General features: G+C 67.4%; 13 protein-coding genes. 6 read left to right on the forward strand and 7 right to left on the reverse strand.

Translation table 11 applies throughout. The features are described from left to right. Positions 1-207 precede the first annotated feature (207 nt). Both CP958_RS17635 and CP958_RS17640 read right to left on the reverse strand, forming a co-directional pair. Positions 208-1,131, reverse strand: coding sequence for a J domain-containing protein (locus tag CP958_RS17635; RefSeq protein WP_096703509.1), 924 nt, complete (start codon positions 1,129-1,131; stop codon positions 208-210). A gap of 84 nt (positions 1,132-1,215) precedes the next feature. Then, positions 1,216-1,689: an RT0821/Lpp0805 family surface protein gene (locus CP958_RS17640; RefSeq protein ID WP_096703510.1), complete on the reverse strand. Its 474-nt coding sequence runs from the start codon at positions 1,687-1,689 to the stop codon at positions 1,216-1,218. A gap of 101 nt (positions 1,690-1,790) precedes the next feature. Here CP958_RS17640 and pdxH point away from each other — a divergent pair, with 101 nt between their 5' ends. Together pdxH and CP958_RS17650 are read left to right on the forward strand one after the other, a co-directional pair. After that, on the forward strand, positions 1,791-2,378 hold the full coding sequence (gene pdxH / locus CP958_RS17645; protein ID WP_096703511.1) for a pyridoxamine 5'-phosphate oxidase: 588 nt from the start codon (positions 1,791-1,793) through the stop codon (positions 2,376-2,378). Next, entirely contained in the window at positions 2,375-3,277 is a 903-nt protein-coding gene (locus CP958_RS17650) for a cation diffusion facilitator family transporter (protein WP_141400561.1), read from the forward strand. The genes pdxH and CP958_RS17650 overlap by 4 nt, the downstream gene beginning before the upstream one ends. A gap of 29 nt (positions 3,278-3,306) precedes the next feature. On the opposite strand, the gene CP958_RS17655 is transcribed toward CP958_RS17650, so the two are convergent. Both CP958_RS17655 and CP958_RS17660 read right to left on the reverse strand, forming a co-directional pair. Then, a complete protein-coding gene (locus CP958_RS17655) occupies positions 3,307-3,879 on the reverse strand; it encodes a YqgE/AlgH family protein (protein WP_096703512.1) in 573 nt (190 codons plus the stop codon). A gap of 46 nt (positions 3,880-3,925) precedes the next feature. Next, positions 3,926-4,618, reverse strand: a complete 693-nt coding sequence (locus tag CP958_RS17660) for a c-type cytochrome (RefSeq protein WP_096703513.1) — start codon at positions 4,616-4,618, stop codon at positions 3,926-3,928. 130 nt (positions 4,619-4,748) lie between these two features. Between CP958_RS17660 and CP958_RS17665 the strand changes: the two genes are divergently transcribed. Continuing rightward, complete coding sequence (locus CP958_RS17665; protein ID WP_096703514.1) at positions 4,749-5,669, forward strand: ethylbenzene dehydrogenase-related protein; 921 nt, start codon at positions 4,749-4,751, stop codon at positions 5,667-5,669. Between the two features lie 30 nt (positions 5,670-5,699). Here the strand turns inward: CP958_RS17665 and CP958_RS17670 are convergent, their stop codons facing one another. Further along, the gene (locus CP958_RS17670; protein WP_096703515.1) at positions 5,700-6,089 is read right to left on the reverse strand and encodes a CBS domain-containing protein; all 390 of its coding nucleotides are present in this window, start codon (positions 6,087-6,089) and stop codon (positions 5,700-5,702) included. Between the two features lie 195 nt (positions 6,090-6,284). On the opposite strand from CP958_RS17670, the gene CP958_RS17675 reads away from it, so the two are divergent. Continuing rightward, positions 6,285-6,992 carry a hypothetical protein gene (locus tag CP958_RS17675; RefSeq protein WP_096703626.1) on the forward strand — a complete coding sequence of 236 codons (708 nt, stop codon included), beginning with the start codon at positions 6,285-6,287 and terminating at the stop codon, positions 6,990-6,992. A gap of 53 nt (positions 6,993-7,045) precedes the next feature. Next, on the forward strand, positions 7,046-7,798 hold the full coding sequence (locus tag CP958_RS17680; protein ID WP_096703516.1) for an SDR family oxidoreductase: 753 nt from the start codon (positions 7,046-7,048) through the stop codon (positions 7,796-7,798). A gap of 59 nt (positions 7,799-7,857) precedes the next feature. On the opposite strand, the gene CP958_RS17685 is transcribed toward CP958_RS17680, so the two are convergent. After that, a complete protein-coding gene (locus tag CP958_RS17685; protein ID WP_242442965.1) occupies positions 7,858-9,444 on the reverse strand; it encodes a S41 family peptidase in 1,587 nt (528 codons plus the stop codon). A 31-nt stretch (positions 9,445-9,475) separates the two neighbouring features. After that, positions 9,476-11,713 carry a ribonuclease R gene (gene rnr / locus CP958_RS17690; protein ID WP_096703517.1) on the reverse strand — a complete coding sequence of 746 codons (2,238 nt, stop codon included), beginning with the start codon at positions 11,711-11,713 and terminating at the stop codon, positions 9,476-9,478. Between the two features lie 112 nt (positions 11,714-11,825). Between rnr and CP958_RS17695 the strand changes: the two genes are divergently transcribed. Further along, entirely contained in the window at positions 11,826-12,221 is a 396-nt protein-coding gene (locus CP958_RS17695; protein ID WP_096703518.1) for a hypothetical protein, read from the forward strand. Positions 12,222-12,297: the final 76 nt, after the last annotated feature.

Raw genomic sequence — 12,297 nt, forward strand, 5'->3', positions numbered from 1 at the left:
CCTGGATGAGCTTTGAAGCGAGTCCGATTTGAGCGACGTCGCCTCAAAGCGGAATATACCGGCATAACTCCATACAATCCGACAGAAAATTAAGCTGCGGCATGCCCGTAGCCCCGTCAAAATCGGCACGACGATGCGGCGCTGTCCCGTCGCCCTTTCCGAACCGCAGACGGAGGCCGGAAGGCCGGAGGCGCTCGGACAGACGGATTATTGAAGCTTGGCGCGGGGGTCGTAGCCGTGGCGCGGCCCCCATTTCTCCACCAATTGACGGAAATCGGCATCGTCGGGCAGCACCACGGACAGGGTGACCAGCTGGTCGCCGCGTGTCCCATGGGGGCCGGCGATCCCCTTGCCCTTGAGGCGCAGCACGGCGCCGGTGTTGGAGCCCGGCGGCACCGTCACCATCACCTTGCCGTCGATGGTGGGGACCGGCACCTTGCCGCCCATCACCGCCTCCTGCACCGTCACCGGCAGGTCGAGCAGCACGTCCTGGTCGCGGCGCTTGAAATAAGCATGCTCCTCCACCTTCAGCTCGATGAAGGCGTCGCCGGGAATTGCCCCGTCGTCGACGCCGTGGCCCTGGCCCTTGAGGCGGAGCGTCTGGCCGTCGCCGCTGCCCGGCGGAATACGCACCTCGACGGTGCGCCCCGACATCAGGGTCACCCGCTTGGTCCCGCCCGCCGCCGCATCGAGAAAGGAGATGGTGAGAGTGTGACGCACGTCGCCGCCCCGCGTCTTGGTCTTGGCGTGGGCCTGGGCCTGTCCCTTCTGCTTGCGGCGGAACAGTTCGGCCAGGATATCGTCGACGTTTTCACCGAAGCCGCCGAACCCGGCCTTGGAGCCGGCGCCGCCCCCGGCCCCCGGCCCGGCGCCGGGACCCGAGCGCGAACGCCAGGCGCGGCGTTTGGGCGTGCCGGAGGCGTCGATCTCGCCGGCATCGAACTGGGCGCGCTTGGCCGGATCGGAGAGGAAGTCGTAGGCGGCGGAAATATCCTTGAACCGCGACTCGGCCTTGGCATCGCCGGGGTTGAGGTCGGGATGCAGTTCCCGCGCCAGGGCGCGGTAGGTCTTCTTGATCTCGTCGTCGGAAGCGGTGCGGGCCACGCCCAGCACCAGATAAGGGTCCTTCACCGCGTCATCATCCCGGCTGCAATAAAATAAAGGCGGCACCGCCAACCCGTGACCATGCCGCCCTTTCGGTTAAGGAACCGTGACCTAATTCGCCACGCTCCACGATCCGTCGGGCTGCTTGCAGGCGGTGCCGTTGACCGCCTCCTCCTTGCCGTCGACGATGATGGTCGATTTGTACTCGCGGCAGGTCTTGCCGCTGGAATCCTTGCTCTCGCTCACCGGCGTGATGGTGCCGGAATTGCCCGACTGGGGATTGCTCCAGGCGACGGTCTCGCCCACCGGCGCGTCCTTGGCCTTGTCCTCGGCCTTTCCCGCCTCTTCCTTGTCGGCCTTGTCCAGCTTCTTGCCCAGTTCCGAGCCGGCATAGGCGCCCGCCGCCGCGCCCACCGCGGTCATCAGCACCTTGCCGATGCCGCCGCCGAACTGCGAGCCCAGCAGGCCGCCGCCGACGCCGCCCAGGATGGCGCCGCCGGTCTGGCCCAGCTTGGCGTTCTCGCAGCCGGCCAGCAGCGACAGGGCGAGAAGGGCGGAAACGATCCTGGGAACATGAGTGCGCATGGCTGTCTCGATGAAAAAGAGGTATGCGATGAAACGTCTACCATATGACCTTGAATCTGGGCATTTTGAGGGCGATACGTCAACACCCGCCGGTGAGAGTAATGTCCGCACCCGAAGCCGATCCCCTGGTCCTGTTCCACAAATGGATGGCCGAGGCCGAGGCGCACGAGCCCAACGACCCCAACGCCATGGCCCTGGCCACCGCCGACGCGGAAGGCCGCCCCAGCGTGCGCATGGTGCTGCTGAAGGGCGTGGACGAGGCCGGCTTCGTGTTCTTCACCAATCTGGAAAGCCGCAAGGGCCGTGAACTGGCGGCCAATCCCCATGCGGCGCTGTGCCTGCACTGGAAAAGCCTGAAGCGCCAGATCCGGGCCGAGGGCGACATCACCCCGGTCCCCGACGCCGAGGCCGACGCCTATTTCGCCACCCGGGCGCGGGCCAGCCAGATCGGCGCCTGGGCCTCGATCCAGTCGCGGCCGCTCAACGGCCGGTTCGAACTGGAGAAGCGGGTGGGCGAGTTCGCCGCCAAGTTCGGCCTGGGCAAGGTGCCGCGCCCGCCCCACTGGTCGGGTTTCCGCCTGCTGCCCCGGCGCATCGAGTTCTGGCACGACCGGCCGTTCCGCCTGCACGACCGCTTCGCCTATATGCGTGGGGAGGACGGCTGGCGGGTGGAGCACCTGTATCCATGAGCACCACCGACAATCCTGATCGGCTGATGAAGCTGGCGACCTATGCTTCCACCGCGACCGCCGCCCTGCTGATCGCCGTCAAGCTGGCCGCCTGGATGGCCACCGGCTCGGTGGCGCTGCTGTCCACCCTGATCGATTCCACCCTGGATCTCGCCGCCTCGGCGCTGAACCTGATGGCGGTGCGCCATGCCCTGGTGCCGGCCGACGACGACCACCGCTTCGGCCACGGCAAGGCCGAGGCCCTGGCCGGAATGGGCCAGGCCGCCTTCGTGGTGGGTTCCGGTGGCTTCCTGCTGGCCGAGGCCGGCAACCGCATGGTCCACCCCCAGCCGGTCAGCCACGGCGAATGGGGTATCGCGGTGATGGTGTTCTCCATCCTCGCCACCTTCGCCCTGGTGGGGTTCCAGCGCATGGTTGCCAAGCGCACCGGTTCCCTGGCCATTTCCGCCGATTCGCTCCACTACACCGGCGACCTGCTGATCAATGCCAGCGTCATCGTCTCGCTGCTGCTGGCGGCGGGAACCAACTGGCCGCTGGCCGACCCGCTGTTCGCCATCGGCATCGGCGGCTGGCTGATGATCAATGCCTGGCAGATTTTCCGCCTCTCGCTGGATACCCTGATGGACAAGGAACTGCCGGAAGCCGACCGCGAACGCATCCGCGCCATCGTCACCGCCCATCCCGGCGTGCAGGATCACCACGACCTGCGCACCCGCACCTCGGGGCGCCAGGGCTTCATCCAGTTTCACCTGGAACTGCCCGGCCACCTGCCGCTGGTCGAGGCGCACCGCATCTCCGACGATGTGGAAAAGTCCATCTTGGCGGAATTCCCCGGCTTCGACGTGATCATCCACGAGGACCCGGCCGGCGTCCGGGAAAGCCGGACGGAGTTCCGCTGACCCTGCCGCTACGCCCCGGAAAAGGGATGTCAGGCGTGGCCGGCGTCGGACGACAGCAGGCCGACGTCGATACCCAGCTTGTGGATGGCCTGCTCGTACTTATGCTCGAGATCGCGGCTGAACAGCAGGGCCGGGTCGGCGGGCACGGTCAGCCAGGCGTTTTCGCGGATTTCCGAATCCAACTGCCCCGATCCCCAGCCGGCATAGCCCAGGGCCAGCAGGCTTTCCCGCGGCCCGGTGCCGTCGGCCATGGCGCGCAGCACGTCCACCGTAGCGGTGAGCGCCACGTCGCCCTCGACGACCATGGTGTTCTCGTGCAGGTAATCGGCCGAGTGCAGCACGAAGCCGCGCCCGCTTTCCACCGGCCCGCCGAAATGGATGCGGATCTCGTCGCAGACCGGCGTGGGCGGAATATCCAACTGCTCCAGCAATTGCGGGAAGGTCAGCCCGCCGAACAGCTTGTTGACGACGATGCCCATGGCTCCGTCGGCGTTGTGGGCGCAGAGATAGACGACGGCGCGGGCGAAGCGCGGGTCCTCCATCTGGGGCATGGCGATCAGGATTTGGCCGGCCAGATAGCCGGAGGTTTTCTGTGTAGGCATGCCCTTCAGATATTCTGGAGACGCTCTGAAAGCAAGCCCGCTCGCCTCAATCCTGCAGGCTGGACAGGAAGGCCCAGAGATTTTTCCACTCCTCGGGGGTCTTGGCCTTCATGATCTCGATGTCGTCATGCTTGCGCTTGCCCGACAGGAAATTGTCCACCTGGGTCTTGAGATAGCCGATGTGCTGCGGCGCGATGGCCGGCTTCTTCAGGCGGCCCTGGCCCTTGTTGCCGTGGCAGGGTCCGCAATCGGCGGCATAGAAGGTCTTGCCCGCCTCGATGTCGCCCGGCTCGCGCGGGATCTGCAACACCTTCTTCATGATCTGCAGGCGGGCATAGCCGTCGGCGGGCATGTTGGCCGGCGGCTTGGTCTCCAGCTTGACCTCGGACAGAAAGCGGGTGACGTCCAGCACGTCGCGCTCGGACAGTTCACGGTCCACCGCGAAGGGGATCATGGGGATGTTCTCGCGCTCGCGGCTTTTGAACTTACGCATCTGCTCGGCCAGATAATCGGCGTTCAGGCCGCCCAGGCGGGGATAGGAACCGCCGCCGCCGCCATTGCCCAATTCGCCGTGGCAGCCGGCGCAGATGCGCATGACGTCCATGGCGTTGTCCTTGTCGTACACGTAGGGTTCGCCCTTGATCATGATCGGCGCCTGCTGGGCCTGGGCGGCTCCCGCCGCCGCGAGCAGCCCGGCCACCACCAGCGCCGCCAGTCCCTTCGCCCTACCGATCCTCATGGCCCGCCCTCCGATATCACGCCGATGGGGCACTGGTTACGTTCGCCGGACGGGCTTTGCATTGAGCAAGGTCAAGTCACGGGCCTTCGCCCTGTGCTTAGGTCCCGTCCCCTCAACCAGGAAGACCGCCATGAAACGCATCGCCATTTCCGCCCTGATGGTTCTCGCCGCCACCCCCGCCCTGGCCCTGGACTGGGGCAGCGTTCCGGCCAAGGAGGTGACGCTGTTCTACCCCGGCCAATCGTCGCTGGAATGGGTGCTGTCGGGCGACCACGGCGGCGCGCCCAAGGTGAAGAGCGGCAAGGCCTGCAAGGAGTGCCACCTGGGCGAGGAAAAGGACATGGGCACCACCCTGGTGTCCGGCTCCAAGAACGAGCCGGCTCCCATTCCGGGCAAGCCGGCCTTCATCCCCGCCACGGTCAAGGTGGCCCAGGAAGGCGGCAAGCTGCACGTCCGCCTGGAGTTCAAGGAAGGCACCCAGCCCAATTCCAAGATGGACCCCGACTTCCCCACCAAGGTCACCATGATGCTGGACGACGGCAAGCTGCCCGAGGCGGCCCAGGCCGGCTGCTGGGGCACCTGCCACGAGGACGCGGCCAAGATGCCGGCCGCCGGCGCGGCCGAACGGACAAAGTACCTGAACCGCACCCGCGCCAAGCCGGGCCGCCAGGGTGCCGGCGACGAGCTGGTGGCCGCCGCCGAACTGGAGAAGATGCAGTCCTCGGGGCAGTTGATGGAGTATTGGCAGGCCCGCCTGAAGCCGGGCGCGGCGGCGGTGGCCGTGGGCGGCACCATCTTCGACAAGCGGGCGGAAGCCAAGCCCTCGCCGGTCACCGCCGAAGCCACCCTGGCCGGCGACACCTGGACGGTAACGCTGAGCCGCCCGCTGTCCGCCCCCGCCCCGTTCAAGGCCATCGAGGCGGGCAAGACCTACAACGTGGGCTTCGCCATCCATGCCGGCCATACCGCCCGGCGGTTTCACTATGTGTCGCTGGAGCACACCCTGGTGCTGGACAAGGGCGACGCCGACCTGATCGCGGTGAAGAAGTAGAAAAATCAGGGCAAATACGGCGGCGGGAGGCTAGGCCTCCCGCTTGCTGGCCTTGACCAGATCGCCGATGGACACCAGACCCAGCACCACCCCGTCCTTGACCACGGGGATGTGGCGGCAACGGGTCTCGGTCATGATGTCGAGGATTTCCTCGACCTTGTCGTCGCTGCCGCAGGCGACCACGTCGCGGCTCATGGCGTCGCTTACCGACAAGGTGATGAGGTCTCCTCCCTGCCGCGCGAAGGCCCGCGCGATCTCGCGCTCGGACAGGATGCCGACGATGCCGCCGGTACGGTCGGAGCAGATCAGCGCTCCGATGTTCTTTTCCAGCAGCTGGGACGCCGCTTCGCGCAACGAGGCACCGGGCTCGATCTCATAGATCGTGTGCCCCTTGATGGCCAGAACCTCGGAAATTCGCATGGTCTACCCCTCTCGCCAGACAGTTTGCCTCATACGGCAGACATAACAGCCCAATACGAATGGATTATCCAAAGATAGGTAATAGACCGTATCCGCCTTGATAACAAAATGCAAACACGCCCCCCCCAAGTGGGGGTGGTGCGACCAGGGATTAAAGGCCACCATGGCGATAGAAACGGGCGGATGGGCTGCGCCATGGATACCAAGGATACCACCATCACCTATCGCTTCGCCATGGATGGCGGCACCGTGGAAACGGTATCCCTGACCATGCGGCACGGCGATTTCCTGATCGAGCCGTCGGCGGAGGCCCTTCCCGCCTGGACGGCCCTGTCGTTTCATTCCTGCCGGGACTGCCCGCTATCCCCCGAGGACGGAGCGGTCTGCCCGTTCGCCCGCGTGTTGTCGGGCTTCATCGAGCGCTTCGATTGCTACGATTCCTTCCAGATGGCGGATGTGGAGGTGATCACGCCGCAGCGGACCATCTCGTCCCGCCGTTCGCTGCAGCAGGGCATGGCGTCGCTGGTCGGATTGGCCGGCGCGGCATCGGGCTGTCCCCGCCTGGCCTTCTTCCGCCCCATGGCCCGCTTTCACCTGCCCTTTGCCACCGAGGAGGAAACGCTGTTCCGTACCTTTTCCACGTTCCTGCTGGGCCGCTATCTGCAAGAAGGCGGCAACGGAATGGTCGGCGTGGACGTGGAAGGGCTGCGCGGGCACAGCGCGGCGACGGAGAAGGTCAACCAGGGCATGGCGGACCGCATCCGCGCCGCCTTCACCAAGGATGCGGTGATCAACGCCATCGTCATCCTCGACATCTTCGCCCAGGCGGTCCCCTACGTGGTCAACGACGCCCTGGCGGAACTGCGCTATCTCTACGGCCTTGACCGGCCTCAAGGCTCCTGACCGGCGACTATGACTTTTTGGGGGGATCATACCCCCCCAATAAGGATCGCCCCATGACCAATTCCCTTGCCGGCAAGACCGCCGTCGTCACCGGTGCCAGCAGCGGCATCGGCCTCGCCATCGCCGAACGCTTCCTGGCCGAAGGCGCCAAGGTCGCCGTGTTCGCCCGCAACGCCGCCGCCCTGGCCGAGATCGCCAAGGGCCGCGAGGATTCCGTGCTGGTGGTGACCGGCGACGTCACCAGCCAGGCCGATCAGGACCGTCTGGTGGCCGAGACGGTCAAGCGCTTCGGCGGCGTCGACATCGTGGTGCCCAATGCCGGCATCGCCAAGGTGGTGCCGTTCGAGCAGAGCGACGCGGCGGCCATCGACCACCAGTTCGGCGTCAACTTCACCGGCGCGGTGCAGACGGTGCGCGGCTTCCTGCCCCATATCCGCAAGGGCGGCTCGGTGCTGTTCGTCACCACCTTCCTGACCCAGGTGGGCTTCCCCGGCCTGGCCATCTACAGCGCCAGCAAGGCGGCGCTGAAGTCGTTCTCCCAGACCCTGGCGGCGGAACTGGCCCCCAAAGGCATCCGCGTCAACGCGGTGGCCCCCGGCCCCATCGCCACTCCCATCTGGGGCGGCATCGGCCTGCCGGCCGACGTGCTGCAGGCGGTGGCCACCCAGGTGACGGCGCGCCTGATGCCGGGTGCCTTCGGCGAGCCCGGCGACATCGCCGCCACCGCCGCCTTCCTGTGCTCGGATGCCGCCAAGAATATCTGGGGCCAGGAAATCGTGGTCGACGGCGGCTACACCATCGGCTGAGTCCGGCGGGCGGGGGCCGTCCCGGACGGCCCCCGCCCGGTTTCCTCGAGAATGGCGGATCAGTGAGAGCCGGTTTCCGGCGACGGCCGGGTCTGCAGCGCCTCCAGCCCGCGGGTGGGGGCCGAGGCCGCCAGGGCGCGGGCATAGGCGGCGCGATTGCCCAGCAGCCGGTCGGCCAGATCCATCTCCAGCTTGCCGTCGCCACGCCGGGACGGCGGACAGGTATCGCGCAGGCGATAGCGCAGTTCGGTGTCGTCGATACCGGTACCGCGCCACACCGCCAGGGTCTCGGTCGGCTTGCCCGGCAGGATGCCGCGCCCGGCCGCCTCGACCAGTTGCGCCGCGCTCTGGGTGGCGCCGCCGGTACAGATGACCGGCAACACCCCCAGTCCATGCAGGGCATAGCCCGACGGCGCATGAAAGCGCGACCAGGTCAGGGTGATCTCGCCATCGTTGGGCAGGCGCACCACCGTCTGGACGGTCCCCTTGCCATAGGAATTGGTGCCGACCACCACGGCCCGCCCCGCGTCCTGCAGGGCCGAGGCGACGATTTCGGCGGCCGAGGCCGAGCGGCCGTCCACCAGCACCACCAGCGGCAGGTCCTCGCCGATATCGCCGGGCTTGGCCTCGAAGCTGTTGGCGGCGGCGGGATGGCGGCCCTTGGTGGAGATGATGGTGCCCTCGGCGACGAACAGGTCGACCACCGCCACCGCCTTGTCCAGCAGGCCGCCGGGATTGCCGCGCAGGTCGAGCACCACGCCCTGCAGCCCGGCGCCCAGGCGGTCGCGGACCTCCTTCAACTGGTTTTCCAGGCTGTAGGCGGTGCGCTGGTTGAAGCTGGTGATCTTGAAATGGGCGATGCCGCCGGCAACGGCATTGCTTACCGTCTGGGGAACGATCAGCGAACGGCGCAGGGTGAACTGCAGCGGCTGGCTGCCCCGGCGCAGCGCCAGAACCAGTTCGGTGGCGACGGCGCCGCGCAGCTTGTTGGAAATGTCGGAACGGTCCAGCCCCTTGACCGTCTCGCCGTCGATGGCGGTGATGATGTCGCCGGCCCTGAGGCCCAGCTTGGCGGCGGGACCGTCGTCGACCACCTCGACGATGCGGGCCTCACCGTCGATCAGGTCGAACTTGATGCCGATGCCGCCGAAGCCCGAGCGGTTGGAGCGATGTTCCCTGGCCTCCTTGGCTCCGGCATAGCGCGAAAACAGGTCGGCCTTGCCCAGCGCGCCCTCGAACACCGCCTGATACAGGCGCTCGGCATCGGCGTCACGCAGCCGCTCCGACACCTGGGAGGCTTCCAGCGCCGCGTTGACGGTAATGCGCGCCCAGCCCACCGTATCGTCGGGCGGAGCGGCGGGATAATCGGCCACCACCTTTTCAGGGGTGGCGAGGCGCAGCCGCCCCTGGTCCAGGGTGACGGCCAGTTGCGGGTCGATCTCGGCCAGTCCGCGCAGCCCGTCCAGCGCGATGGTCTGGGCGGTGACCGGCTGCAGGTGGCGCTCGACGATGGCGTCGAAGCCGAAGGCGATGGTGCGCTCCGCCTCGCCCGCCACCCAGCCGGCGGCGGCAGGATCGGACAGAAGGGAAAGTACCAGGGCGAACCCGGCCCCCATGGGCTTGGATCGGCTCGTGGCGGCGATCATGCGCAAGGCCGGGTCCGCCGATACATGATTTTCAGCGCCCCTTGTGCCGCTTGGCGCCGGGGCGGAACGGCTTGGCGCCAGGACGCGGCGGGCGGGACGACGGGCGGGGCGGACGCTCGCCACCCTCCAGCTTGAATACCATGGAACCGGTGAGCGTGTTGGCCTCGGCCAGCACCACCTCCAGCTTCTGGCCCAGTTGGAAGGTCTTGCGGGTGCGCTTGCCCACCAGACAGTGGTGGACCTCGTCGTGGACGTAGAAATCCTCGGGCAGGGTGGAGATGGGCACCAGCCCATCGGCGCCGGTGCCGTCCAGGGTGACGAACAGGCCGAAGCGGGTCACCCCCGACACCTTGCCGCTGAACGAGGCTCCCACCCGGTCCGACAGGAAGGCGGTAACGTAGCGGTCCACCGCTTCGCGCTCGGCTACCGCCGCGCGCCGTTCCGTCACCGAAATGTGCTCGCCCCACTCGGCGAATTCTGCGACTGCATCCGCAGGCAGGGCGCCTTCGCCCAGATGCAGGCCGGCGATCAGCGCCCGGTGGACCAGCAAATCGGCATAGCGGCGGATAGGCGAGGTGAAGTGGGCATAGCGCGCCAGCCCCAGGCCGAAATGGCCGATATTCTCGGGGCTGTACTGGGCCTGGGCCTGGGAGCGCAGGATCACCTCGCTGACCAGATGGGAATTGGCGGTGTCGGCCACCGCCTCCAGGATGCGGTTGAAATGGGCGGGGCGCAGCACCTGACCCTTGGCCAGCTTCAAATCCAGCGACGACAGGAATTCCCGCAGGCCCTCCAGCTTCTCCTGGCTGGGCAGATCGTGGATACGGTACATGCAGGGCTTGTGGACCTTTTCCAAGGTCTCGGCGGCGCAGACGTTGGCCATGATCATGAAGTCCTCGATCAGCCGGTGGCTGTCGAAGCGCTCCCGCTCGGTGATGGACTCCACCTTGCCCTCGGGGGTGATGATCACCTTGCGCTCGGGAATGTCGAGTTCGAGGACACCGCGTTCCTTGCGCTCGCGGAACAAGGCCGCCCAGGCGCCGTACAGCGGCTCGATCACGTTCGGCAGCAGGGGCGCCGTCTTCTCGTCGGGAGTGCCGTCCTTGGCCGCCTGCACCTGGGTATAGGTGAGACGCGCCACCGAACGCATCATTCCGCGCACGAAACGATGCCGCAGCTTGTTGCCCAGGGCGTCCAGCCAGAAATGCACCGCCATGCACGGGCGGTCCTCGTCGGGCTTCAACGAACACCAGCCGTTGGACAGTTCCTCGGGCAGCATGGGCACCACCCGGTCGGGGAAATAGACCGAGTTGCCGCGCTTGAACGCTTCCTTGTCCAGCGCGTCGCCGGGCCGCACGTACCAGGAGACGTCGGCGATGGCGACCATGCAGTGCCAGCCGCCGGCATTCTTGGGATCGGGATCGGGTTCGGCGAATACCGCGTCGTCGAAGTCGCGCGCATCCTCGCCGTCGATGGTGACCAGCGGAATGGAGCGCAGGTCGGTGCGGTCGCCCAGGGGAGCCGGCCCTTCGGCGGCGGCCTGCTTCAGGGCGGCCTCGGGGAACTCGAAGGGAATGTCGTTGGTGTGGATGGCCACCAGACTGACCGAGCGCGGCGCGCCCAGAAGGCCCATGCGCTCCTTCACCGAAGCCGAGCGCAGGCCGTAGAGCCGCCCCGGCATGATGTCGGCCAGCACCAGTTCGCCCGCCTTGGCGTCGAGGGATTCGCCCCTCGGCACCATGTACTCGGCCTTCTCCTTGCGCGAGGTGGGGCGGATACGGCCGGTGCCGTCGGGATTGGGCTCGAACACGCCGAGCACGCGGGCGCGCGCCTCGCCGATGATGCGGATGGCGCGGGCCTCGTAGACGTCCTCGCCCCTGATCCGCTTCAGCTTGGCCAGCACCCGGTCGCCGACGCCCACCGCCGCCTCGCCGGGGCGGAACGGCGCCATGAAGATGCGCGGCGGACGGCCCTCGCCCTCGTAGTTCAACGGTCGCGCCAGCAATTCGCCGTCGGCATCGGTGCCGATGATCTCCACCACGCCGACATCGGGCAGGGTGCCGGGGCTGGCGAAGCGCCGCTTCTGGCCGCGCTCGACGGCGCCCTCGCGCTCCAGTTCCTTCAAGATGGCCTTGAGGTCGATCTTGTCCGAGCCCCTCAGGTTGAAGGCCCGCGCCAGTTCGCGCTTGCCCACCCGTCCCGGCTGGGAACGGATGAAGTCGAGGATTTCCTGCTTGGACGGAATGGGGACGATCTTGGGCTTTTTCATCCCGTCAGCCTATAGCCCGGCGGCGCCGGGGGCAAGGGAAGCCCCTTGACGGGCATCAAGGGGCCGGCCATGCCACCCATGCTCTGATGACGCAGTCCCTGGAGAGAACCCCATGCCCGCCCCCCAAGTGTTCCGCTGCACCCTGGACGACCCGCAAGCCGAGGCCACCTTCCGGCGCTTCACCGCCGCCATCTGCGGCGAGACCGGCCACGGCCGCCACGCCGTGCTGACCTACGGCGCCGACGGTCCCCGCTGCCTGTTGCAGAACAGCGGACGCTGCCTGGACGCCGGCACCCCCTGGCGCATGACCCGCGAAGTGCTGTTCCCGGTGCTGATGTTCGACGACGGCATCGAATGGGTCGCCATGTTCCCCATGGACGACTGGCAGATGCGCTGCGACGCGGCGCTGCAGGCCTCGTTCAACGACACCCGCTCGTGGTCGCGCCTGCTGGCCGACGAACTGCTGGCCGAACTGCCCACGGTGCCCCACCTGATCGTTTCGCGCTGAGTTCACCGCGTACCGAACCCGCCGACCGGCGCGGCCGGTAGTTCCCACGCTTGACGGGGCGGCGCCACCCGTCTAC

The organism is Magnetospirillum sp. 15-1, from assembly GCF_900184795.1.
In the GTDB taxonomy this organism is placed as follows: domain Bacteria; phylum Pseudomonadota; class Alphaproteobacteria; order Rhodospirillales; family Magnetospirillaceae; genus Phaeospirillum.

Excerpts from the sequence above, each read along its gene's own strand:
- CP958_RS17670 (WP_096703515.1), bottom strand. The coding sequence starts at position 6,089 with ATGCGAATTTCCGAGGTTCTGGCCATCAAGGGGCACACGATCTATGAG.
- CP958_RS17655 (WP_096703512.1), bottom strand. The coding sequence starts at position 3,879 with ATGCCTACACAGAAAACCTCCGGCTATCTGGCCGGCCAAATCCTGATC.
- rnr (WP_096703517.1), bottom strand. The coding sequence starts at position 11,713 with ATGAAAAAGCCCAAGATCGTCCCCATTCCGTCCAAGCAGGAAATCCTC.
- CP958_RS17660 (WP_096703513.1), bottom strand. The coding sequence starts at position 4,618 with ATGAGGATCGGTAGGGCGAAGGGACTGGCGGCGCTGGTGGTGGCCGGG.
- CP958_RS17650 (WP_141400561.1), top strand. The coding sequence starts at position 2,375 with ATGAGCACCACCGACAATCCTGATCGGCTGATGAAGCTGGCGACCTAT.
- CP958_RS17675 (WP_096703626.1), top strand. The coding sequence starts at position 6,285 with ATGGATACCAAGGATACCACCATCACCTATCGCTTCGCCATGGATGGC.
- CP958_RS17680 (WP_096703516.1), top strand. The coding sequence starts at position 7,046 with ATGACCAATTCCCTTGCCGGCAAGACCGCCGTCGTCACCGGTGCCAGC.
- CP958_RS17695 (WP_096703518.1), top strand. The coding sequence starts at position 11,826 with ATGCCCGCCCCCCAAGTGTTCCGCTGCACCCTGGACGACCCGCAAGCC.
- pdxH (WP_096703511.1), top strand. The coding sequence starts at position 1,791 with ATGTCCGCACCCGAAGCCGATCCCCTGGTCCTGTTCCACAAATGGATG.
- CP958_RS17665 (WP_096703514.1), top strand. The coding sequence starts at position 4,749 with ATGAAACGCATCGCCATTTCCGCCCTGATGGTTCTCGCCGCCACCCCC.
- CP958_RS17685 (WP_242442965.1), bottom strand. The coding sequence starts at position 9,444 with ATGATCGCCGCCACGAGCCGATCCAAGCCCATGGGGGCCGGGTTCGCC.
- CP958_RS17640 (WP_096703510.1), bottom strand. The coding sequence starts at position 1,689 with ATGCGCACTCATGTTCCCAGGATCGTTTCCGCCCTTCTCGCCCTGTCG.